Source organism: Variovorax sp. V35, assembly GCF_041154465.1.
Lineage (GTDB): Bacteria > Pseudomonadota > Gammaproteobacteria > Burkholderiales > Burkholderiaceae_C > Variovorax > Variovorax boronicumulans.
Genome location: NZ_AP028666.1, coordinates 2550825 through 2573241, shown reverse-complemented (window position 1 = coordinate 2573241; position 22417 = coordinate 2550825). Strand labels below are relative to the sequence as shown.

Genomic DNA, 22417 nt, shown 5'->3' with positions numbered 1-22417 from the left:
CATGGCCGATGCTATGCCGATTCGCGGCGCCCTTTCCCGCTGCCCCACGATCAAGACCCATGAATCCTTCCGCCACCTGGCACCCCGTCACGCCCTCCGCCGAGGTGCGCGCCGGCGCCAACATCGTCGCCGGCTTTGCGCAAGGCCAGGAGCTCGCGCTGTGGCGCGCGGCCGATGGCTCCCCGCAGGCCTGGGAGAACCGCTGCCCGCACCGCAGCGTGCGCTTCACCCTCGGCCAGGTGACCGGCGGCGACCGCCTGGCCTGCGCGTACCACGGCTGGCAGTACGAGGCCGGCAGCGGCGCGTGCGTGCGCATCCCGGCGCACCCGGCCATGCAAGCGCCGCGCAACGTCTGCGCGAAGGTGTTCGCCACGGCGGACGCCGCGGGCATGCTGTGGGTGCGCCTCGCGGCCGACGGCGCAGATGCGCCGCCCGAGCTGGCCGACGCCGTGCCCGCCGGCTGGCACCTCGCCCGCACGCTGACGCTGCGCGTGGCCGCGTCCGAGGTGCGCGCTGCGCTCGCGCCGCATGGCTTCGCACCGACAGGAACGCCCGATGCATGGCAAGGCACGCTCGGCGAATCGCCTGTCGCCGCCCTGCTGCTCGACGCCCAGCCGCAGCTGAGCTTCCTGCACCTGTGGACCGACGCAGCCCCCGCCTCCGACGCGATGGCCCGGGTGCACCGCGCGGCGCGCCAGCTGCGCAGCGACATCGAAGCCGCCGCCTCGCACTGAACAGGAAGAAAGAAGCAACATGCCCTTCGTCACCGACGATCCCAACATGCTCGACGACTGGCTCGTCGTCGGCCCCGCCAGCGGCTTGCCACGCATGACACAGCTGCTCGGCGAGACCCTGCACCTGCACACCGACGCCGACGGCACACCGCACGCCCGGCTCGGCACCGACGCGCTGACCGTGCAATCGCGCTACGGCTTCCTCTGGGTCTGCCCCAGCGGCTGCCCCGCGCGCCCGCTGTTCGCCTTCCCCGAGTACGACGAACCCGGCCGCCGCATCGTCGATTGCGGCGGGCTCGGCGTGGCCGTGTCGGGCCTGCGCGTGATCGAGAACTTCCTGGACATGGCGCACTTTCCCTTCGTGCACCCCGACTACCTCGGCAAGGTGCCGCACACCGAAGTGGCGAAGTACAACGTCGAGGTCGACGCCGCCACCGACGAGATCTGGGCCACCGACTGCCGCTTCTGGCAACCGCGCGCCTCGGCCGCCCACGACACGGGCAGCGAGGTGTTCTACAAGTACCGCGTGATGCAGCCCTTCTCGGCCATGCTCTACAAGTCGAGCCACCGGCCCGACAAGCTCGACGCCATCGGCCTGTTCCTGCAGCCGGTGGACGACGAGCACGTCATCGCCCACACGCTGCTGGCCTACTTCGACGACGTGTCGAGCGACGCCGAGCTCATCGCCTTCCAGCACACGATCTTCGGGCAGGACAAGCCGATCCTGGAGAACCACGCCTTCAAACGCATGCCCCTCGAGGGCCGCGCCGAGACGCCCACGCGCGGCGACACCACCTCCGTCACCTACCGCCGATGGCTGCGCGAGCGCGGCATGCGCTTCGGCACCACGAGGGCCGCCGCATGACTGTCCAGCTCTACGACTACCCGCTCTCGGGCAACTGCTTCAAGGTGCGCCAGATGCTGCTGTGGCTCGGCGTGGACCACGCGAGCGTGCCGGTCGATTTCCACCCGGGCCGCGAACACAAGTCCGCAAGATTCCTCGAACAGGTCAACCCGCTCGGCCAGCTCCCGGTGATCGACGACAAAGGCTTCGTGCTGCGCGACGCGCAGGCCATCCTGGTCTACCTCGCGAGCCGCTACGACGACGCACGGCAGCGCTGGTACCCCGCCGACCCGAAGCTGCGCGGCCAGGTCGCGATGTGGCTCGCCATGGCCGACGAGATCACGCGCACCGCCTCGGCCGCCCGGCTGCACGACGCGCTGGGCTACGCGCACCTGGACATCGCCGCCTGCCGGCGCGGCGCGCGCGCGGCCTTCCGCGTGCTCGACGACCACCTGGCCGAACAGCACGCCGCCACCGGCCTGCGCTGGCTCGTGGCCGCGCCCGAGCCGACCATTGCCGACCTCGCCTGCTTTCCGTACGTGGCGCTGGCGGGCGAAGGCGGCGTCTCGCTCGACGAGTTTCCCGCGCTGCGCCGCTGGGTCTGGGACTTTCGTCACCTGCCGGGCTTTGTGGGCATGTCGGGTATCTTCCCGGCTGGCCCCGCCTGAAGGCTCGCCTGAGTATCCTTGTCCCCTTCCGCTCTCTGAAGAACCGAATCCCATGAAAACCAAAGCCGCCGTCGCCTGGCAAGCAGGCCAACCCCTGACCATCGAAACCGTGGACCTCCAAGGCCCCAAGTTCGGTGAAGTGCTGGTCGAGATCAAGGCCACCGGCATCTGCCACACCGACTACTACACGCTCTCGGGCGCCGACCCCGAAGGCATCTTCCCCGCCATCCTGGGCCACGAAGGCGCGGGCATCGTGGTCGACGTCGGCCCCGGCGTCACCACGCTGAAAAAGGGCGACCACGTCATTCCGCTGTACACGCCCGAATGCCGCCAGTGCAAGTTCTGCCTGAGCCGCAAGACCAACCTGTGCCAGCTGATCCGCGGCACGCAGGGCAAGGGCCTCATGCCCGACGCCACCAGCCGCTTCAGCCTCGACGGCAAGCCCATCTTCCACTACATGGGCACCAGCACCTTCAGCAACTACACGGTCGCGCCCGAAATCTCGCTGGCCAAGATCCGCGAAGACGCGCCCTTCGACAAGGTCTGCTACATCGGCTGCGGCGTCACCACCGGCATCGGCGCGGTGATCTTCACGGCCAAGGTCGAAGCCGGCGCGAACGTCGTGGTGTTCGGCCTGGGCGGCATCGGCCTGAACGTGATCCAGGGCGCCAAGATGGTGGGCGCCGACAAGATCATCGGCGTGGACCTGAACCCCGAGCGCGAAGCGATGGCCCGCCAGTTCGGCATGACGCACTTCATCAACCCCAAGACCACCGAGAACGTGGTCGATGCCATCGTGCAGCTGACCGACGGCGGCGCCGACTACAGCTTCGAGTGCATCGGCAACACGCAGGTGATGCGCCAGGCGCTCGAGTGCACGCACAAGGGCTGGGGCCGCAGCATCATCATCGGCGTGGCCGAGGCCGGCGCCGAGATCAGCACGCGCCCGTTCCAACTGGTCACCGGCCGCAAGTGGGAAGGCTCGGCCTTCGGCGGCGCGCGCGGCCGCACCGACGTGCCGAAGATCGTCGACTGGTACATGGAAGGCAAGATCAACATCGACGACCTGATCACGCACACCATGCCGCTGGAAGACATCAACAAGGGCTTCGATCTCATGAAGCGCGGTGAGTCCATCCGCGGCGTCGTTCTGTACTGAGCCCGAGGAGGCGCCCGCCATGAACCGCATGGAACCCTTGCGCACCATCGAAGCGGGCGTCCTCGAGATCGCCTATTACGAAGCCGGCCCAGCCGACGGCCCACCCGTGCTGCTGATGCACGGCTTTCCGTACGACATTCACACTTACGCCGAGGTCGCGCCGATGCTGGCCGATCAAGGCTGCCGTGTGATCGTGCCGTACATGCGCGGCTACGGCGCCACACGCTTCCTCGCCGACGCCACGCCGCGCTCGGGCGAACAAGCGGCCTTCGGCGCCGACCTGCTCGCGCTGCTCGACGCGCTGAAGATCGAGCGTGCCGTGCTCGCCGGCTACGACTGGGGCGGCCGCGCCGCCTGCGTGGTGGCGGCGCTGTGGCCCGAACGCTGCGCGGGGCTGGTCTCGCTCAACAGCTACAACATCCAGAACATCGCGAAGGCGATGGAGCCGGACACGGCCGAGAATGAGCACAGCCTCTGGTACCAGTACTACTTCCACAGCGAGCGCGGCCGCGCCGGCCTCGCGAAGGACCGCAAGGCCCTCACGAAACTGCTGTGGCAGCTGTGGTCGCCGACGTGGCGGTTCGACGACGCCACCTTCGATCGCAGCGCCGCCGCCTTCGACCACCCCGACTTCGTGGACGTGGTGATCCATTCGTACCGCCACCGCTTCGGCCTCGTGCCCGGCGACCCGGCCTATGCCGACATCGAACGCCGCCTTGCCGCGCAGCCGACGATCACCGTGCCCGCCATCACCTTCGACGGCATCGACGACGGCGTGCGACCGCCCGCCGATGCCTCGGCCCATGCGCACCGCTTCAGCGGACCGCGTTCGCACCGCCTCGTGCCCGGCGCAGGCCACAACCTGCCGCAGGAAGCACCGCGCACCTTCGCCGACGCCGTGCTTGAACTCGTGCCCGCGCTGCGCAGCCAGACGACCTCTTCATGACCGACACCATCCCCACACTCCTTTCCGAACACCACGCCTTCGGCGGCGTGCAACGCTTCGTCGAGCACCCCTCGCACGAGGTCGGCCTGCCGATGCGCTTCTCGGTCTACCTGCCCCCGCAGGCCGCGCACACGCGCGTGCCCGCCCTGCTCTACCTTGCCGGCCTGACCTGCAACGAAGAGACCTTCGCGGTGAAGGCTGGCGCGCAGCGCATGGCCGCGAGCCTGGGCGTTGCGCTCATCGCGCCCGACACCAGCCCGCGCGGCGCCGGGCCCGAAGGCCTGCCGGGCGCGAAAGACAGCTGGGACTTCGGCATCGGCGCCGGCTTCTACCTCGACGCCACCGCCGAGCCCTGGGCCACGCACTGGCGCATGGAAAGCTGGATCGTGCACGAGCTGCTGCCACTGGTGGCCCGCCACTTTCCCGTCGACGGCGAGCGCATCGGCATCTTCGGCCACTCGATGGGCGGCCACGGCGCGCTCACGCTGGCGCTGCGGCACCCGGGGCGCTTCAAGTCGCTCTCGGCCTTCGCGCCGATCTGCGCACCCACCCAGTGCCCGTGGGGCCAGAAGGCCTTCGCCGGCTACCTGGGCGAACCGGGCGACGACCGTGCGCAGTGGCTCGCGCACGACGCCAGCGCGCTGATGCAGTCGCAGACCGTGGCTCCCTATCCGCAGGGCATCCTCATCGACCAGGGCCTGGCCGACAAATTCCTCGCCGAGCAGCTGCACCCCGAAGCCTTCGAGGCCGCCTGCTTCGCCGCCGGCCAGCCGCTCACGCTGCGCCGCCACGCGGGCTACGACCACGGCTACTACTTCATCCAGAGCTTCATGGCGGACCACATCGCGCACCATGCGCAGACGCTGAACGGCTGAGCACAAAGGGGTGCGGTCCGCACCCGGCGTGGCTATCATGGTCCGCATGTCCGCCGCCCAGATTCCTGCCTTCCAGCTGCGCTCGCGCGATGGCGGCGCCGAGGAGAACATGGTGCTCGCGGGCATCTGGCGTCGCGCCTGGGTGTCGGCCAACCGCAGCGCCGTCCACGTCGAGCCCATCGGCCACTGGCTGCGGCGCGTGCAGACCGAATTCATCCCGCCCGCCGACGTGGTGCTGGCCGAGCGCGACGGCCAGGTGCTGGCCTTCATGGTGCTGCTCACGGCACGCGAGTACGTGGCCCAACTGTTCGTCGAGCCGCACCTGCGCAGCCAGGGCCTGGGCAAGGCGCTGCTCGACGAGGCCTGCGTGCGCATGCCGCACGGCTGGCGGCTGCACGTGGCCGTCACCAACACCGAGGCGCAGCGCTTCTACGAACGCTACGGCCTCGTGCGCGGCGTGGTCGACCGGCATCCGGGCAGCGGGCGCGAACGCATCGCCTACCATTGGTCGCCTGCCCGCGCGCCCTGGCGCACGGGCTGACACCCTCCGCACTTCCTTCCTGCCCCATGCGCATCCGCATCGACCACATCGCCCTCTGGACCACCGACCTCGAACGCTGCAAGCGCTTCTACGTCGACTACTTCGGCGCCACCGCCGGCGCCGGCTACGTCAACCCGGCCAAGGGCTTCGCCTCGTGCTTCCTGAGCCTGGGCGACGGCGCGCGCATCGAGGCCATGACCACGAGCACGCTCTCGCCCGTGGTCGCCGAGGCCGGCGCGCAGCGCATGGGCTGGACGCACCTGGCAATCTCGGTCGGCTCCGACGCCGAGGTCGATGCGCTCACGCAGCGGCTGAAGGCCGACGGCTACCCGCTGCTCGACGGCCCGCGCCGCACCGGCGACGGCTACTACGAGAGCGTGGTGCTCGACCCGGACGGCAACCGCATCGAGATCACTTCATGAGCGCCTTCGTCCAAAGCCTGCACGAGACCTTCGAACGCCTCGGCCGCATCGAGACCCGTCGCATGTTCGGCGGCCACGGCGTGTGGCACGAGGGCCGCATGATCGCGCTCGTCGCCAAGGACACGCTGTACCTCAAGTCCGATGCCGGCAGCGCCGCGCACTTCGATGCACTCAACCTGCCGCCCTTCACCTACGTGCGCGAAGGCAAGGAGATGCCGATGTCGTACCGCCTGGCGCCGGCCGACCTGTTCGAAGACCGCGAGGAAGCCGCGCGCTGGGGCCGCCTGGCCTACGAGGCTGCGCTGCGTTCGGGCCAGCCGCCGAAGCCGAAGAAGCCCAAACCCCAAACAACCCCCAAGGCCGCGAAAGCGAAGACCCGGTGAACGCCCCCCACAACAACAGCCACCGGCTCCCTCCGCTTCCCGAGCGCGAACAGATCGCGCTGCTCGACCCCTTCGACAGCCTCGACCTGAAAGACATCGTGGTCGTCAGCTCGCTCGCCGAAGCCGAGCGCGCCGCGGACGAATTGCTCGACGCCGGCGTGGCGGGCTTCGACACCGAGTCGCGCCCCACCTTTGCAAAGAACGAAGTCTCGACCGGCCCGCACGTCGTGCAGTTCGCCACGCGCGACACGGCCTGGCTGTTCCAGCTGCACCGCGACGAATGCAACCCCGTGGTCGCGGGCCTGCTCGCGTCCACCGAACTGCGCAAGGTCGGCTTCGGGCTCTCGAGCGACCTGTCGCTGATCCGCCTGCGGCTGGCGATTGCGCCGCAGGCCGTGTTCGACATCGACGACGAATTCCGCCGGCGCGGCTACCGCCGCTCGGTGGGCGTGAAGACGGCGGTGGCGCTGATGTTCAACCGCCGCTTCGCCAAGTCGCGCAAGGCGACCACCTCGAACTGGGCGCACAAGCAGCTCACCGAGTCGCAGATCCGCTACGCGGCCAACGACGCCTATACGTCGCTGCGCGTGTTCGACGCGCTCTTCCCGAACGACTGAACCTCCGCCCTCAGTCGCGCCCCGCTTCGAGGATCGCCTGCGCGAGCCGCTGCGGGTTCGAGAAGAACATCTCGTGGCTGCCGGGGCACTCCACGAGCCGGAACAACCCCAGCCGCTCCGACAGCCGCGGATGCCACGGCAGGCTGTGCGGCAGCGCCGTGTCCTGCTGGCAGTTGACGTACGACTTGCCCAGCGCTAGCGCCGCCAGCGGCTGCTTCAGCTGGATCTTGTCGGTGAAGGTGCGGTACGGGTGCGGGTTGAGCTTGTCGTAGGCGGACTGCGCCAGGGCGAGGTCGGCGTCGTTGATGAAGGCCTCGCGCCAGATCTCGAAGGGCAGCATCACGGCGTTCTTGTTGGCGGCCGCCACCGCGTCGAACATGGTCACGTAATGCGGCGGCACCATGTCGTTGAGCGCCTCGCCATCGAGCGGCACGAAGGCGTTGATGTAGACCAGCCGCCGCAGCCGCGCCGCGATGCGGTCGGCCACACCCGAGATCACCATGCCGCCGTAGCTGTGGCCCACGAGCCGCACCTGGGTGAGGTCCTTGCCCTCGATGAAACGGACCACCGACGCGATGGCCTCGGCCAGGCCGGTGCCCGCGCGGTCGTCGCCGGGGTTATTGCCTGCCACGGTAGGGCAATGCACGGTGTGGCCGGCCGCGCGCAGGCCGTCGGCCACGGCCTCCATTTCGGCGCCGGTGTGCCAGGCGCCGTGAACCAGAACATAGGTGTCGGACATGGGTGTCTCCTTCGTTGGATGCTGCGTTGGGGGATGGACCGAGGGCGACTGTAGAAAAAGCGTTGCGTCGCGGATGGCCGCTGCCTGCCAGGGCGATGGCCGATTCGTGCCACCGGTCTTTTGTGGTCGCGGGTTGCCTCGATTCAATAATTCAAAGATACTTGAATAATGGAAGAAAACGATGTGGTCCGCGCCTTGGGCGCACTCGCGCAACCCGTGCGCCTGCGGGTGTTCCGCGCCTTGGTGGTGGCGGGGCCCGACGGGCTGACGCCGGGTGCGCTGACCGAAGCGCTGGCGGTCTCGGCGACGGGGCTGTCCTTTCACCTCAAGGAGCTGGTGAACGCGAGCCTCGTCTCGCAGGAGCGCCAGGGGCGCAACCTCATCTACCGCGCGTCGTTCGACCGGATGAACGGCCTGCTCGGCTACCTCACCGAGAACTGCTGCCAAGGCGAGCCCTGTCTTCCGGCGACCACCTGCGACTGCTGACCATGAAAGCTTGTGCTGTTGCACGCCGGGCGCGTGTGCTCTGGCGTGCTCCCGCCGACGGGGCACCTTGCTCCGCGAATGTCCCCCGGGGCTTCGCCCCTCCTCCTTTATTTCGCTGCGCAAGGCACCCCATCGACGTGAGCGTGTTCAGAGCGGTCGTTGATCGCCTGCACACAACCGCCGCGTCCCGTGCGCAGGACACTGGGTGCTTCCCGCAGCGAAATCAAGGAGGAGGCCGCAGGCCGGGGGACATTCGCGGAGGGAAGTACCCGGTGGCCTGTGCACACGCCCTGAACAGAAGAACATGACCACCGCCCTCCTCATCTTCGCCGGCACATTGCTGCTCGTCATCTGGCAACCCCGCGGCCTCGGCATCGGCTGGAGCGCCTCCCTGGGCGCCGTCATCGCCCTGCTCTTCGGCGTGGTGCAGCTCACCGACATCCCCGTCGTCTGGGCCATCGTCTGGAACGCCACCGCGACCTTCATCGCGGTCATCCTCATCAGCCTGCTGCTCGACGAGGCCGGCTTCTTCGAGTGGGCCGCGCTGCACGTGGCCCGTTGGGGGCGCGGCAACGGCCGGCGGCTGTTCGCCTTCATCGTGCTGCTGGGCGCCGCGGTCTCGGCCCTCTTTGCCAACGACGGCGCGGCGCTGATCCTCACGCCCATCGTGATGGCGATGCTCGTGGCGCTCGGCTTCACGCCGGCGACCACCCTGGCCTTCGTCATGGCGGCGGGCTTCATCGCCGACACGGCCAGCCTGCCGCTGATCGTGTCGAACCTCGTGAACATCGTGTCGGCCGACTTCTTCGGCATCGGCTTCAACGCATACGCCTCGGTGATGGTGCCGGTCAACGTCGCGGCCGTGCTCGCGAGCCTGGGCGTGCTGCTGTGGTGCTTCCGGCGCGACATTCCCGCGCACTACGACATGGCCCGCCTCAAGCAACCCGCCGACGCGATCCGCGACCGCGACACCTTCCGCGCCGGCTGGGTCGTGCTCGCGCTGCTGCTCGTGGGCTTCTTCGGCCTGGAGCCGCTGGGCGTGCCGGTGAGCGCGGTGGCCGCCTTTGGCGCCGTGATCCTGCTCGCGGTGGCGGCGCGCGGCCCGGTGATCGGCACGCGCCAGGTGCTGCGCGGCGCGCCCTGGCAGATCGTCGTCTTCTCGCTGGGCATGTACCTCGTGGTCTACGGGCTGCGCAACGCCGGGCTCACCGGCCAGATCGCCACGCTGCTGAACCTGTTCGCGCAAGGCGGCGTCTGGGGCGCGGCCATGGGCACCGGCTTTCTCGCGGCGGTGCTCTCCTCGGTCATGAACAACATGCCGACCGTGCTGGTCGGTGCGCTGTCGATCGAGGCCTCGGGCGCGGTGGGCCTCGTGAAGGAGGCCATGGTCTATGCCAACGTGATCGGCTGCGACCTCGGCCCGAAGATCACGCCCATCGGCAGCCTCGCCACGCTGCTGTGGCTGCACGTGCTCGCGAAGAAGGGCATGACCATCACCTGGGGCCACTACTTCCGCATCGGCATCGTGCTGACCCTGCCCGTGCTGGCCGCGACGCTCGCCGCGCTGGCGCTGCGCCTCAGCCTGGGCTGATCCATTCTTCTTTCTTCTTCTCTCAACGAGCCTGCCATGAGCGACATCACGATCTATCACAACCCCGCCTGCGGCACCTCGCGCAACGTGCTCGCGCTGATCCGCAACACGGGCGACGAGCCCACCGTCATCGAGTACCTGAAGACCCCGCCCGACCGCGCCACGCTCGCGCAGCTGATCGCGGCGATGGGCGTGCCCGTGCGCGAGGTGCTGCGCCAGAAAGGCACGCCGTACGACGAACTGGGCCTGGGCGATCCCAAGTGGCGCGACGAACAGCTCATCGACTTCATGCTGCAGCACCCGATCCTCATCAACCGCCCCATCGTCGTCACGCCGCTGGGCACGCGCCTGTGCCGCCCTTCGGAGGCCGTGCTCAACATCCTGCCCAAGCCGCAGCAAGGCGCGTTCGCCAAGGAAGACGGCGAAGCCGTGATCGACGCGAAAGGCCAGCGTGTCGTCAAGCCCTGATCTCCCGCAGCTCGACGCCGACGCGTTCCGTGTCCCCCGCCTGCAGGAGTTGCTTCCCACGGCACGCGCCACCCATGCACCACGCATCCTGCTGCTGTACGGCTCGCTGCGCGAGCGCTCCTACAGCCGCCTGCTGACCGAAGAAGCCGCGCGCCTGCTGCGCGCGATGGGCGCCGAGCCCCGCATCTACGACCCGCGCGGCCTGCCGCTGCCCGACGGCGAACCCGAAAACCATCCGAAAGTGCAGGAGCTGCGCGATCTCGCGCAGTGGGCCGAGGGCATGGTGTGGACCTCGCCGGAGCGCCACGGCGCAATGACCGGGATCATGAAGGCGCAGATCGACTGGATTCCGCTGGCCGTCGGCTCGGTGCGGCCCACGCAGGGCAAGACTCTCGCGGTGATGGAAGTGTCGGGCGGCTCGCAGTCGTTCAACGCGGTGAACCAGCTGCGCGTGCTGGGCCGATGGATGCGCATGATCACCATCCCCAACCAGTCGTCGGTGGCCAAGGCCTTTCTCGAGTTCGACGATGCGGGCCGCATGAAGCCCTCGCCCTACTACGAGCGCGTGGTGGACGTGATGGAAGAGCTGGTGAAGTTCACGCTGCTCACGCGCGACTGCGCGGACCACCTGGTCGACCGCTACAGCGAGCGGCGCGAGAGCGCGGAGGCCCTGTCCAAGCGGGTCAACCTGCGCAGCATTTAGACACAGGGCCGGCAAGCTTCTTGCAACGGGGACGCCCGTTGCCCGGGCAACTCCCATGGCGGCGCGCGGCGCACCCACGTAGATTCCAGCGTAGAAAAAAGCGTCCGTTTCCGTCGCTTTCCCCACTTTGGCCCCGCAGGAGTGTCCATGGACGCATGGTCGAGTCAGCAACTGTCCCCGCTGTACAGGCGCGAGGTCTTCCGCTCGCGCGAGGCCGAAGAGACGCACGCGCGCGTGGCCCATGAGCTGAAGCCGCACCGCAGCGTGTGGCGCTCGGGCGATGTCGACGCGATCTTCTGCCGCGCCGAGATGAGCGCACTGTCGCTGTGCATCCTGCGCTATGGCTGCGATGTCGACATCGAGCCCGACGCGCTCGGCAACTTCGTGCTGGTGCAGATGCCGCTGCGCGGCCGTGCCGACATTCACACCGGCGGACAGACGCTGCAGATCCACCCCGGCCAGGGCGCCATCATTTCGGCCCACAAGCCGGTGCGCCTGCGCTGGCATGCCGACTGCGAGCAGCTGATGCTGAAGATCGAGCTCAGCCGCCTGCAGGAGGTGGCGCGCCATGCCTTCGCGCTGCGCGGTGGCGACACCGTCGGGGAGATCGATTTCGACATGCCCCTTCAGCTCGACGATGCGGCGGGCACGCAGTGGTGCCGCATGGTGGCAAGCCTGGCTTCGCTGCTGCCGCCCACCGAGTTCGAGCGCTACGACCCGCGCTGGCTCGCGCACTGCGAAGACAACCTCATGCTCTACCTGCTGTGCCACCGGCCGAATTCGGTGCTGCAGCGGCATGCCGACGCGCAGCGCGGCACCGAAGAAACCAGCCTGCGGCAGCTGCGCCGGGCCGAAGAGTTCATGCGCGAGCGGCTCGACTCGCTGCTCTCGCTCGAAGACGTGGCGCAGGCCGCGGGCGTCACGCGCCGTGGCCTCGCCCTGCTCTTCAGGCGCCACCGCGACCTGTCGCCCGGCGAGGTGCTGCGCAACATGCGGCTCGATGCCGCGCACGCGCTGCTGACGCGGCACGACGGCGCCAGCGTCACCGAGGTGGCGCTGAACTGCGGCTTCTCGCACCTGAGCCGCTTTGCCGCCTGCTACCGCGAGCGCTTCGGGCAGCTGCCGCGCGACACCTCGCGCGACCCCGCGCGGCTGCCTGCCGCGCGGCACTGAACACACATCCTCAGGACTTCATCGCGCACTGCACGGCGGTGCGGTCCTGGTAGCGCTCCAGCACGGTACCGATCACCTTGTTGGCGATGCGCCCGCTGCCGTCCTTGGCGACCACGCGCAGGTAGTAGTTCTGGATCGGGAAGTTGTTGGGGCCGTAGCGGAAATCGCCCCGCACCGACTTGTAGTTGGCCGCCTTGATCGCCTTGAGCAGCGCGGGCTTGTCGGCCACCTTGCCGCCGACGTCGCGCACGGCCGCATCCATCGCCATCAGCACGTCGTAGGCCTGGCCGGCATAGAACGACGGGTTGCGCCCGTTGTTCTGCTGACGGAACGCGGATACGAAGCGCTGGTTGGCCGGGTTGTCGAGGTCGAACGACCAGTGCGCGGTGTTGAAGAGGCCGAGCATCGGCTCGCCGACGGCGGGGATCATGTCCTCGTCGGCCGAGAAGGCGGTAGAGATCAGCGCCACGTCTTTCGACAACCCCGCACCGACGAACTGCTTGATGAAGCTCACGCCCATCGCGCCGGGCAGGAAGAAGTACAGCGCATCGGGCTTCGACGCACGGATCTGCGCCAGCTCCGCCGAGTAGTCCAGCTGCCCGAGCTTGGTGTACAGCTCGTCGCCCACGGCGCCCTTGAAGGTGTGCTTGAAGCCGTTGATGGCGTCCTTGCCGCCCGGGTAGCTGGGCGCGATCATCGCGACCTTCTTGAAGCCCTTGTCGCTCGCGAACTTGCCGGCCGACTCGTAGTACGCGTCGTTCGGGTACGAGGCGCCGAAGAAGTACGGGTTGCAGCGCGCGCCCGAATAGTCGCTCGGGCCGGTGTTGCTCGACAGATAAGGCACCTTGGCGGCGAAGAGCGGCGGGCCGACGGCCAGCGCGACCGACGAGCCGACGGGCCCGGTGAACAGGTCGATCTTGTCGCGCAGCAGCATGCGCTCGACCACCTGCCGTGCCATCTCGGGGTTGCCGGCCGTGTCGGCCTCGACGAACTCCACCGGCACACCGCCGAGCTTGCCGCTCAGCTGCTTCATCGCCACGGCGAAGCCGGCCTTGGCCTCGGCGCCGCCGACGGCAAACGGGCCGGACAGGTCCATCGCCAGGCCGACTTTCACGGTCTGCGCGGTCTGCGCCTGCGCGGGTAAAGCCAGCGCACCCACCAGGACGGTGAGCGCGCACAAGACGGATCGGGGCGTGGCCTGCGACATGAAAGGTCTCCTCGGGGTGAGTTCGTTGAACGTGGGGGGCTGCAGCAAATGCAGGGCGCAGTCTCTGTGCGGTGGCGGCGCCCCGCTATCCGTTTCGTGCGGCGCAAGCCGCTGCACGAAATGGACAGACAACGCCCCGGCGCGCTCCCCAGAATCGCCGCCGACCCCACCACTTCAAGAGACGAACCGATGAGCGACACCATCGACATCCCGGCCGGCGACGGCACCCAGACCTTTCGCGGCTACCTGGCCCTGCCGGCTTCGGGGCGCGGCCCCGGCATCGTGCTGTGCCAGGAGATCTTCGGCGTCAATGCCTACGTGCGCGAGGTGGCCGACCTCTATGCGCAGGAAGGCTACGTGGTGCTCGCGCCCGACCTGTTCTGGCGCATGGAGCCCGGCGTCGAGCTGGGCGATTCGCCCGAAGACTGGCAGCGCGCCTTCGGCTTCTTCCAGAAGTTCGACATCGAGGCCGGCGTGGCCGACGTCACGGCGAGCGTGAAGGCGCTGCGCGCGCACCCGGCCTGCACCGGCAAGGTCGGCGCGCTGGGCTTCTGCCTCGGCGGCAAGCTGGCCTACCTGGCCGCCGCGCATTCGGGCGTGGACGCGGCCGTGGGCTACTACGGCGTGGGCATCGAAGGCGCGCTCGACCTCGTGCCGCAAATCGAATGCCCGATCGCCCTGCACTTTGCGGAGCTCGACCAGTTCTGCCCACCCGAGGCCCGCGCCCAGGTGCTCGAAGCCTTCGCCGGCCAGCCCGATGCGCAGATGCATGTCTACCCCGGCGTCGACCATGCGTTTGCGCGCACTGGCGGCGACCATTTCGACAAGCCCTCCACGCTCATGGCGCACCAGCGCTCGATGGCGCTGTTCAAGGAGGCGATCGGCCCGGTGTACGACCTCTCGGCGCTGTGGGACAAGCACTGCGAGTACGAATTCGCCACGCGCGACGTGGTCGCCACCATGGCCACGATGGTGAGCGAGCCCTACGTGAACCACATCCCGACCATGACGGGCGGCGTGGGCGCCAAGGAGCTGTCGCGCTTCTACAAGCACCACTTCATTCCGAGCACGCCACCCGACACGCGGCTCACGCCCATCTCGCGCACCGTGGGCGCCACGCAGATCGTGGACGAGATGCTGTTCAGCTTCACCCACACGGTCGAGATCGACTGGCTGCTGCCGGGCATCGCGCCCACCGGCAAGCCGGTGGAGATTCCGCTCGTGGCCATCGTGAAGTTCCGCGGCGACAAGCTCTACCACGAGCACATCTACTGGGACCAGGCCAGCGTGCTGGTGCAGATCGGCCTGCTTGATCCGAAGGGCCTGCCCGTGGCCGGCGCCGAGACGGCGCGCAAGCTGGTCGACGAAACACAGCCGTCGAACACGCTGATGCCGCGCTGGAAGAAATCGGCCGCGCTCACCATCGCCGACCCGGCGCTGCCCCTGGGATGAGCGGCGCCGCCGACATGCTGGCGTTGGTCGTGGACTCGGTCACGCCGCTCACACCGGCCATCAAGGCCTTCGTGCTGCGCTCGGCGAATAGCGAGCCCCTGCCGCCGTTCACGCCGGGCGCGCACCTGGGCGTGCAGGTGGTGCAGGCCAACGGCCATCCGGGGCAACGCGCCTACTCGCTCGCCAGGCCGCACGACGGCTCCGACCGCTGCGAGATCGCCGTGCTGTGCGAGCCGCAGGGTGCGGGTGGCTCGGCCTGGATGCACGCGCTGCAACCCGGCGCCGCGCTGGCCGCGCACGCACCGCGCAACGACTTCGCACTGCATGCGGGCAGCGCGCCGCCGCTGCTCATCGCCGGCGGCATCGGCATCACGCCGCTGCTGTGCATGGCGCGCTCGCTCGCGGCCGAAGCGCGCCCCTTCGAGTTCGTCTACGCCACGCGCAGCGAAGAAGCCACGGCCTACCTGCACGAGGTGCGCGCGCTCGGCGGCACGGTGGTGCACGACGGTGGCGACCCGTCACGCGGCATCGACCTGCGCGCGCTGCTCGCCGCGCCCGTGCCCGGTCGCCACCTGCATGTGTGCGGCCCGCGCGGCATGGTGCAGGCCGTGGTCGACACCGCCCGCGCGCTCGGCTGGCCCGAGGACCACGTGCACTTCGAACTCTTCGCGGGTGCCATCGAGCAAGCAGGCGATGCGCCCTTCGAGGTGCGCACGCTGCGCTCGGGCAAGACGCTGACCGTGGCGCCCGACCAGAGCCTGCTCGACGTGCTCATCGCCGCCGGCCTGGACCCGCTGTACGACTGCCGCCAGGGCGACTGCGGCGTGTGCGTGGTGGACGTGGTCGAGGGCGTGCCCGACCACCGCGACCACAACCTCAGTCCGCGCGAGAAGGCGGACGGCAAGACCCTGTGCACCTGCGTGTCGCGCGCGAAGACGCCGCACCTGGTGCTCGACATCTGATGACGTTTCAGGAGACCCACCCGATGAATTCCGTGATCCCCATCATCCCCATCGCGGCGACAAACCCGATCGACGTCCAGTCGCTCGTGCAGCCCGACCGCGTGCACAAGCGCGTCTACACCGATCCCGCCATCTTCGAGCTGGAAATGGACCGCGTGTTCGGCCAGGCCTGGATCTACATCGGCCACGAAAGCCAGGTGCCCAAGCCCGGCGACTACTTCACCACCCGCCTGGGCCGCGAGCCCGTGGTGATGGTGCGCCACACCGACGGCCAGGTGCACGTGATGTTCAACCGCTGCCCGCACAAGGGCGCCAAGCTCGTGCCCGACGGCAGCGGCAGCGCCGGCAAGTTCCTGCGCTGCCTGTACCACGGCTGGACCTTCAAGTGCGACGGCAGCCTGCTGTCGGTGCCGCTGCGCAGCGGCTACGAATGCACCGCGCTCGACCTGAAGGACCCGCAGTACGGCGTGCGCAAGGTGGCGCGCGTGGCCACGCACCGCGGCTTCGTGTTCGCCAGCCTGTCGGAAGACGGGCCCGAGCTGAAGGAGTTCCTGGGCGGCGTGGCCACGTCGCTCGACAACTTCTGCGACCGTGCGCCCGAGGGCGAAGTGGAAGTGGCCGGTGGCGTTCAGCGCGTGATCCAGCGCAACAACTGGAAGATCTTCTTCGAGAACCTGCACGACACCATCCACGCCGTGGCCACGCACGAGTCGTCGTGGCGCGCGGCCAAGGAAGAGCACGAGGCCATGCCGGCCGGCACGCCCAAGCCCTTCGAGGTGGTGATCGTCGACGGCAACGGCGAGCCGCTGGAGTTCTGGGAGAAGCTGGAGCTCAAGGGCTACGACCACGGCCACGGCTTCATGGAAGGCATCTTCGTGCCGCCCACCGACCCGGTGAGCCTGGCCTACGTGGCCTCGCTCGAGGCCGCGAAGGGCGCCGAAGAGGCCGACGCGATCCTGCGCGTGAACCGGCACAACACCATCGTGTACCCGAGCTGCTCGCCGCACACCTCGTTCCAGCAGATCCGCGTGATCCGGCCGCTGTCGGTGGACCGCACGCTGGTCGAGATCTTCAGCTTCCGCCTGAAGGGTGCGCCCGAGGCCACCTTCCAGCGCACGCTCAAGTACACCAACATCGTCAACTCGCCCTCGTCGAACGTGATGCCCGACGACCTGGAGGCCTACAACCGCGTGCAGGAAGGCCTGGGCTCGGACGGCGGCGACTGGGTCAGCATGCACCGCGCCGCCGAGCGCGACCAGCCGCTGCCGGGCGGGCGCGCGTCCAACGGCAACAGCGAGATGCCTTCGCGCAACATGTTCGCGGCGTGGGCCGGGTACATGGGCGTCGACACGGGTGCACAGACCGGGAGCGCCGAATGAACTTCCGCGACTGGAACGAACAGCAGGACCTCACGCAGTTCCTGCACCACGAGGCGCGCCTGCTCGACGAGCACCGCTGGGACGAATGGCAGAAGCTCTTCACGCCCGACGGCCTGTACTGGGTGCCGCTGGTGCACGGCCAGGCCGACCACCTCAACCATGCGTCGCTGTTCTGCGAGGACGCCCTGCTGCGCTCGATGCGCGCGCGGCGGCTCGAGCAGGCCCGCGCCTACTCGCAGCAGCCGCCCACGCGCACCGTGCACGTGCTGGGCAACATCGCGCTCGAAGCACGCGACGAAGTAGGCTGCACCGTGCGCTCGACCTTCCTGCTGCTGGAGTGGCGCAAGACCGAGCAGCGCACCTTCGGCGGCAGCGTGCTGCACACGCTGCGCCGCGCCGACGACGGCTGGCGCATCCAGACCAAGCGCATCGACCTCGTCAACTGCGACGCGCCGCACGAAGCCCTGCAGGTGTTCCTGTGAAGGCCGCGCTGCTGGCGATGCACTACCAGAACGACGTGCTGCACGTCGACGGCAAGGTGCGCGTGGGCGTGGCCGCCGACGACCCGGCGCGCCCGCGCCTCATCGCCTCGGCCGCGCGGCTCATCGCCGGGGCGCGCGCGAACGGCGTGCCGGTGATCTTCGTGCGCATCGCCTTCGCGCCCGACTACGCCGACTGCCTGCGCAACTGCACGCTGTTCCGCCGCGTGGCCGAAAGCGGCGCGGTGCAGGAAGGCAGCTGGGGCGCCGGGTTCTACGACGAGCTCGCACCCTTGCCGGGCGAAGCCGTGGTCACCCACAAGCGCAACAACCCCTTCTGGGCCAGCGGGCTCGAAGAGGCGGTGCGCGCCACCGGCGCCAGCCGCCTGTACGTGGCTGGGATCGCCACCAACCATGTGGTCGAACACGGCGCGCGCCATGCGAGCGACCTGGGCTACGACGTGGCCGTGGTCGCCGACGCCTGCAGCACCGCACAGGCGCACCTGCAGGCGGCGAGCCTGGAAACCCTGGCGATGCTTGCGGACGTGGTGCGCGTGGACGACGCCGTCGCGCAGATGGGAGGCCGGCCATGACGACGCTGCAAGGCCAGGTCGCGATCGTGACCGGCGCCGCCGCGCTGCTGGGCAGCGCCATCGTGCGGGCCTTCGTGCAGGCCGGCGCGCGCGTGGTGGCGGTCGACATCGACACGGCGCGCGGCGCCGCACTGGCTGCCGATGTGGGCGCGGGCTGCCGTTTCGTCGCCTGCGACATCGCCTCGGACGACGCGCTCGATGCGCTCGTGGCCGGCACGCTGCGCACCGAAGGCCGCATCGACTTTCTCATCAACAACGCCGTGGTCTACGGCGACGCGGGGTTGAACGCCGCGCGCGCCGACTGGCTGGGCGCGCTGAACATCAACCTCGTCTCCGGCGCGATGCTGGTGCAGAAGACCGCCGACGCGCTGGCCGCGCACGGCGGCGCCATCGTGAACATGGGCAGCGTCGGCGGCAAGTTCGGCGCGGCGGGCCGCGCACTGTACCCCGCGGCCAAGGCCGCCATCCTGCAGCTCACGCGCAACCAGGCCGCCACGCTGGCGCCGCGGGGCGTGCGGGTGAACTCGGTGTCGCCGGGCTGGACCTGGTCGGACGCGCTGTCGCGCATGACGAACGGCGACCGCGCACGGGCCGACCGCGTCGGCGCGCCGATGCACCCGCTGGGCCGCGTGGGCGACGGCGACGACGTGGCGCAGGTGGTGCTGTTCCTGTGCTCGGACGCGGCGCGCTTCGTCACCGGCGCCGACATCCCGGTCGACGGCGGCTTCTCGATGCTGGGGCCCGACCAGGGCCGCTCGGCGCGCGACTGGTTCGGGGCGTAGCCGCCGTTCAGCCGCGCGACTGCCGCAGCGCGCCCGGCGTGCCGCCCAGGTGGCGGCGGCACAGGCGCACGAAATGCGAGGCGTCGGCCAGCCCGACGCGCAGGCCGATCTGCGCCACGCTCAGGCGGTCGAAGCGCGCATCGGCCAGCATGCGCTGCGCCACCTGCATGCGGCAGGCGGCCAGCGCGTTGGCGAAGGTGGTGGCGCTGTGCCCTGCCCCGCCGCCTTCGGCCAGGCAGCGGTGCAGGCTGCGCTCCGAGATGCCGAGCCCCTGCGCCACGGCCGCGGCCGTGAGGCCCGGCTCGGCATGGCGCTCGCGGGTGGCGTCGAGCACGCGCTGGCGCAAGGCGGCGCGGCCACACGGGTCGGGCATGGCCGCGCCGCCGGTCGGGCCGAGCGCCAGGGCCAGCAGCCCGCCGAGCTGGTCGGCCAGCAGCGCCGCCGGCAGCGGCGGCCGCAGGGCCACCTCGGGCGACAGCGCCTGCGCGAAGCCGCTGAGCGCCGCCCCCCAGCCGCTGTGGCCGTCGATGCGGCGTGCCACGTGGTCGCCGGCGTCGGGCAGCCACGACTCGACCCACGCGGTCGGCAGCTCGATCGACACCGTGTCGGCCGACTGCTGCAGGTGGAAGGCGTAGCAGCGCCGCGAATCGACCAGCACCGCGTCGCCGGGCAGCAGGCGCGCCGAGCGCTCTTCCTGCACCGCGACCCAGGGCGAGTCGGCCTTGCACAGCAGGTAGTAGAAGTTGTGGCGGCTGTGGGCGATGGCGCGGCGCGTGCGGTACACGTCCTGTGCGCTGCCGCGCACCCGGTTCACGTGCAGCGGCCCCAGCGGCGCGGATTCGAGCGAGGCGCCGAAGCCACCGGCCAGCGGGCTGGTCACGTCCATCTCGAGAAAGCCTTCGCAGACCGCGCCGATCCAGTAGTCCAGCCGCTGCGGCGGCGGCACGGTGTCGGTCGACCAGGTGTGGATCGCAGCAGGGGCTGCGGGCATGGCGGCGGAAGTCATCCCGCCAACATAGCCAGCCCGGGCCCGTTTGCCAAGCGGGTATAGACGCCCTCCGACGCCGCGGCGCGCGGGTGCCCGGCACAATGGCCCGCTTCATTCACCGCACACGCACGAAGGGCCCGGCACACATGAGCAAGCAAAGCGATTTCGGATTGATCGGCCTGGCCGTGATGGGACAGAACCTGGTGCTGAACGTGGAAAGCCGCGGCTTCCAGGTCAGCGTCTACAACCGCACCGAGGCCACCACCGAGGCCTTCATTGCCGCCCACCCCGGCAAGCAGCTGGTGGGCGCGAAGACGCTCGAAGAGTTCGTCCAGAGCCTGGCCAAGCCCCGCAAGATCCAGATCATGGTGAAGGCCGGCGCGCCGGTCGACCAGGTGATCGAGCAGCTGATTCCCCTGCTCGACACCGATGACATCGTCATCGACGGCGGCAACAGCCTGTACACCGACACGGAACGGCGCGACGCCTACCTGAGCAGCAAAGGCCTGCGCTTCATCGGCGCGGGCGTGTCGGGCGGCGAGGAAGGCGCGCGCAAGGGGCCGTCGATCATGCCGGGCGGCCCGGCGTCGACCTGGGAGGTGATGAAGCCGATCTTCGAGAGCATCGCGGCCAAGGTGGACGGCGAGCCCTGCGTGATCCACATCGGCCCGGGCGGCGCGGGGCACTACGTGAAGATGGTGCACAACGGCATCGAGTACGGCGACATGCAGCTGATCTGCGAGGCCTACAGCCTGTTCAAGGCGGCCGGCTTCACGACCGACGAGATGGCCGCGATCTTCAACGAATGGAACGAGGGCGAGCTGCAGAGCTACCTGATCCAGATCACCGCCAAGGCGCTCGAGCAGAAAGACCCGGAAACCGGCCAGCCGGTGGTCGACCTCATCCTGGACAAGGCCGGCCAGAAAGGCACGGGCCAGTGGACGCTGCTGAACGCGGCCGAGAACGCGGTGGTCATCAGCACCATCAACGCCGCCGTCGAGGCGCGCGTGCTGTCGTCGCAGAAGAAGCAGCGCGTGGCGGCCAGCCAGCTGCTGCAGGGGCCGAAGATCGCACTGTCGCTGGAGAAAAAGGCGCTGGTGGCCAAGGTGCACGACGCGCTCTACGCCTCGAAGGTCATCAGCTACACGCAGGGCTTCGACCTGATCCAGACCATGGGCGAGAAGAAGGGCTGGCAGCTCGACCTGGGCGGCATCGCCTCGATCTGGCGCGGCGGCTGCATCATCCGCGCGCGCTTTTTGAACCGCATCACCGACGCCTTCCGCCGCGACCCGGCGCTGGGCAACCTGATGCTCGACCCGTTCTTTCAAGACCTGCTGAACCGCACGCAGCAGAACTGGCGCGAGGTGGTGGCGCTGGCGGTCAGCAACGGCATCCCGGTGCCGGCCTTCAGCGCCTCGCTGGCCTACTACGACAGCTACCGCACGGCGCGCCTGAGCGCGAACCTGCTGCAGGCGCAGCGCGATTTCTTCGGGGCCCACACGTACGAACGCGTGGACAAGCCCGAAGGCCAGTTCTTCCATACCGACTGGCCCGAAGTCATCGAATAAATAAATTGGGCTCGCCCCCAGGCTTCGCGCACTTCGTGTCGCTTCGCCAACCCCCTACCGGGGGCAACACCAGCGGCCCGACAAAGCCGGTTCCGCGGTGTTTCTGGTGAATGCCCGCTCGCCGCCTCTTCAGGTGATGCGCCTCAGCCGGCGTCGGCCAGCCAGTCGCGCACCACGCCGACCGACTGCGCCAGCGGCGCCGTCGCATCCACCGCCAGCACGCCGGCCTCGCCCACCGGCGATTCGAGCGTGGCGAACTGGTTGTCCACGAGGCTGGCCGGGAACATGTGCAGCCCGGCGCCCGCGCGCGCGGCCACGCGGCGCTCGGCCTCGGCGCGGTCGATCTGCATGAACACGAAACGCAGGCCCGGCGCGGCGGCGCGCAACTGGTCGCGGTAGCTGCGCTTGAGCGCGGAGCAGGTCATGACGGCGCCCTGCGGCGCGTCGGCCAGGGCACGGCCCAGCGTGGCCAGCCAGCCGGCGCGGTCGGCGTCGGTGAGCGCGATGCCGCGGCTCATCTTGTCGACGTTGGCGGGCGGATGGTGGTCGTCGCCCTCGATCAGCGGCAACCCGAACGCCATGGCCAGCGCCGCGCCCATGCTGGACTTGCCGCAGCCCGAAACCCCCATCACCACGAGCCAGACCCTGTTCATGCGCG

26 protein-coding genes are annotated in these 22417 nt (G+C 69.4%); 22 read left to right on the top strand and 4 right to left on the bottom strand.

What is annotated here, in order from left to right; translation table 11 throughout:
- Positions 1-59: 59 nt before the first annotated feature.
- Genes ACAM42_RS11860 through ACAM42_RS11815 form a run of 10 tightly spaced genes read left to right on the top strand, consistent with a single transcriptional unit; the run spans position 60 to position 7189 of the window.
- Entirely contained in the window at positions 60-734 is a 675-nt protein-coding gene (locus tag ACAM42_RS11860; protein WP_369632132.1) for a Rieske 2Fe-2S domain-containing protein, read from the top strand.
- A gap of 19 nt (positions 735-753) precedes the next feature.
- On the top strand, positions 754-1599 hold the full coding sequence (locus ACAM42_RS11855) for an aromatic ring-hydroxylating dioxygenase subunit alpha (RefSeq protein WP_369632131.1): 846 nt from the start codon (positions 754-756) through the stop codon (positions 1597-1599).
- Entirely contained in the window at positions 1596-2246 is a 651-nt protein-coding gene (locus ACAM42_RS11850) for a glutathione S-transferase family protein (protein ID WP_369632130.1), read from the top strand. The genes ACAM42_RS11855 and ACAM42_RS11850 overlap by 4 nt, the downstream gene beginning before the upstream one ends.
- A gap of 52 nt (positions 2247-2298) precedes the next feature.
- Entirely contained in the window at positions 2299-3405 is a 1107-nt protein-coding gene (locus tag ACAM42_RS11845) for an S-(hydroxymethyl)glutathione dehydrogenase/class III alcohol dehydrogenase (protein ID WP_070059685.1), read from the top strand.
- Positions 3406-3424: 19 nt separating this feature from the next.
- Entirely contained in the window at positions 3425-4351 is a 927-nt protein-coding gene (locus ACAM42_RS11840; RefSeq protein ID WP_369632129.1) for an alpha/beta fold hydrolase, read from the top strand.
- On the top strand, positions 4348-5226 hold the full coding sequence (gene fghA, locus ACAM42_RS11835) for an S-formylglutathione hydrolase (protein ID WP_369632128.1): 879 nt from the start codon (positions 4348-4350) through the stop codon (positions 5224-5226). The genes ACAM42_RS11840 and fghA overlap by 4 nt, the downstream gene beginning before the upstream one ends.
- 46 nt (positions 5227-5272) lie before the next feature.
- A complete protein-coding gene (locus ACAM42_RS11830; RefSeq protein WP_369632127.1) occupies positions 5273-5767 on the top strand; it encodes a GNAT family N-acetyltransferase in 495 nt (164 codons plus the stop codon).
- A 26-nt stretch (positions 5768-5793) separates the two neighbouring features.
- Positions 5794-6189 (top strand): VOC family protein, encoded by a 396-nt coding sequence (locus tag ACAM42_RS11825; protein WP_235926677.1) that lies wholly within the window; start codon positions 5794-5796, stop codon positions 6187-6189.
- Entirely contained in the window at positions 6186-6572 is a 387-nt protein-coding gene (locus tag ACAM42_RS11820; protein ID WP_369632126.1) for a TfoX/Sxy family protein, read from the top strand. Before ACAM42_RS11825 ends, ACAM42_RS11820 begins: the two co-directional genes overlap by 4 nt.
- Complete coding sequence (locus tag ACAM42_RS11815; RefSeq protein ID WP_369632125.1) at positions 6569-7189, top strand: 3'-5' exonuclease; 621 nt, start codon at positions 6569-6571, stop codon at positions 7187-7189. Before ACAM42_RS11820 ends, ACAM42_RS11815 begins: the two co-directional genes overlap by 4 nt.
- Positions 7190-7199: 10 nt before the next feature.
- On the opposite strand, the gene ACAM42_RS11810 is transcribed toward ACAM42_RS11815, so the two are convergent.
- Entirely contained in the window at positions 7200-7928 is a 729-nt protein-coding gene (locus ACAM42_RS11810) for an alpha/beta fold hydrolase (protein WP_369632124.1), read from the bottom strand.
- Positions 7929-8096: 168 nt separating this feature from the next.
- On the opposite strand from ACAM42_RS11810, the gene ACAM42_RS11805 reads away from it, so the two are divergent.
- The 5 genes from ACAM42_RS11805 to ACAM42_RS11785 all read left to right on the top strand — a co-directional run bounded on the left by ACAM42_RS11805 (position 8097) and on the right by ACAM42_RS11785 (position 12349).
- Entirely contained in the window at positions 8097-8414 is a 318-nt protein-coding gene (locus tag ACAM42_RS11805; RefSeq protein ID WP_369632123.1) for an ArsR/SmtB family transcription factor, read from the top strand.
- A 304-nt stretch (positions 8415-8718) separates the two neighbouring features.
- Positions 8719-10005 carry an arsenic transporter gene (locus tag ACAM42_RS11800; protein ID WP_369632122.1) on the top strand — a complete coding sequence of 429 codons (1287 nt, stop codon included), beginning with the start codon at positions 8719-8721 and terminating at the stop codon, positions 10003-10005.
- Positions 10006-10041: 36 nt separating this feature from the next.
- Positions 10042-10473 (top strand): arsenate reductase (glutaredoxin), encoded by a 432-nt coding sequence (gene arsC / locus ACAM42_RS11795; RefSeq protein ID WP_369632121.1) that lies wholly within the window; start codon positions 10042-10044, stop codon positions 10471-10473.
- The gene (gene arsH / locus ACAM42_RS11790; RefSeq protein WP_369632120.1) at positions 10457-11176 is read left to right on the top strand and encodes an arsenical resistance protein ArsH; all 720 of its coding nucleotides are present in this window, start codon (positions 10457-10459) and stop codon (positions 11174-11176) included. Before arsC ends, arsH begins: the two co-directional genes overlap by 17 nt.
- Positions 11177-11323: 147 nt before the next feature.
- Positions 11324-12349 (top strand): AraC family transcriptional regulator, encoded by a 1026-nt coding sequence (locus ACAM42_RS11785; protein ID WP_369632119.1) that lies wholly within the window; start codon positions 11324-11326, stop codon positions 12347-12349.
- Between the two features lie 10 nt (positions 12350-12359).
- Here the strand turns inward: ACAM42_RS11785 and ACAM42_RS11780 are convergent, their stop codons facing one another.
- A complete protein-coding gene (locus tag ACAM42_RS11780) occupies positions 12360-13556 on the bottom strand; it encodes an ABC transporter substrate-binding protein (RefSeq protein ID WP_369632118.1) in 1197 nt (398 codons plus the stop codon).
- A gap of 189 nt (positions 13557-13745) precedes the next feature.
- Here ACAM42_RS11780 and ACAM42_RS11775 point away from each other — a divergent pair, with 189 nt between their 5' ends.
- Genes ACAM42_RS11775 through ACAM42_RS11750 form a run of 6 tightly spaced genes read left to right on the top strand, consistent with a single transcriptional unit; the run spans position 13746 to position 19203 of the window.
- Positions 13746-15008, top strand: a complete 1263-nt coding sequence (locus tag ACAM42_RS11775) for a dienelactone hydrolase family protein (protein ID WP_369632117.1) — start codon at positions 13746-13748, stop codon at positions 15006-15008.
- Positions 15005-15970, top strand: a complete 966-nt coding sequence (locus ACAM42_RS11770; protein ID WP_369632116.1) for a 2Fe-2S iron-sulfur cluster-binding protein — start codon at positions 15005-15007, stop codon at positions 15968-15970. The genes ACAM42_RS11775 and ACAM42_RS11770 overlap by 4 nt, the downstream gene beginning before the upstream one ends.
- 23 nt (positions 15971-15993) lie before the next feature.
- On the top strand, positions 15994-17349 hold the full coding sequence (locus ACAM42_RS11765) for an aromatic ring-hydroxylating dioxygenase subunit alpha (RefSeq protein WP_369632115.1): 1356 nt from the start codon (positions 15994-15996) through the stop codon (positions 17347-17349).
- Positions 17346-17831 (top strand): aromatic-ring-hydroxylating dioxygenase subunit beta, encoded by a 486-nt coding sequence (locus ACAM42_RS11760; RefSeq protein ID WP_369632114.1) that lies wholly within the window; start codon positions 17346-17348, stop codon positions 17829-17831. The genes ACAM42_RS11765 and ACAM42_RS11760 overlap by 4 nt, the downstream gene beginning before the upstream one ends.
- The gene (locus ACAM42_RS11755; protein ID WP_369632113.1) at positions 17828-18421 is read left to right on the top strand and encodes a cysteine hydrolase family protein; all 594 of its coding nucleotides are present in this window, start codon (positions 17828-17830) and stop codon (positions 18419-18421) included. The genes ACAM42_RS11760 and ACAM42_RS11755 overlap by 4 nt, the downstream gene beginning before the upstream one ends.
- Entirely contained in the window at positions 18418-19203 is a 786-nt protein-coding gene (locus tag ACAM42_RS11750; protein ID WP_369632112.1) for an SDR family oxidoreductase, read from the top strand. The genes ACAM42_RS11755 and ACAM42_RS11750 overlap by 4 nt, the downstream gene beginning before the upstream one ends.
- Positions 19204-19210: 7 nt before the next feature.
- Here the strand turns inward: ACAM42_RS11750 and ACAM42_RS11745 are convergent, their stop codons facing one another.
- Positions 19211-20209, bottom strand: coding sequence for a helix-turn-helix domain-containing protein (locus ACAM42_RS11745; RefSeq protein ID WP_369632111.1), 999 nt, complete (start codon positions 20207-20209; stop codon positions 19211-19213).
- Positions 20210-20337: 128 nt separating this feature from the next.
- Between ACAM42_RS11745 and gnd the strand changes: the two genes are divergently transcribed.
- The gene (gene gnd, locus ACAM42_RS11740; protein WP_369632110.1) at positions 20338-21759 is read left to right on the top strand and encodes a decarboxylating NADP(+)-dependent phosphogluconate dehydrogenase; all 1422 of its coding nucleotides are present in this window, start codon (positions 20338-20340) and stop codon (positions 21757-21759) included.
- A 143-nt stretch (positions 21760-21902) separates the two neighbouring features.
- Here the strand turns inward: gnd and ACAM42_RS11735 are convergent, their stop codons facing one another.
- Positions 21903-22412 carry a gluconokinase gene (locus ACAM42_RS11735; RefSeq protein WP_369632109.1) on the bottom strand — a complete coding sequence of 170 codons (510 nt, stop codon included), beginning with the start codon at positions 22410-22412 and terminating at the stop codon, positions 21903-21905.
- Positions 22413-22417 lie beyond the last annotated feature (5 nt).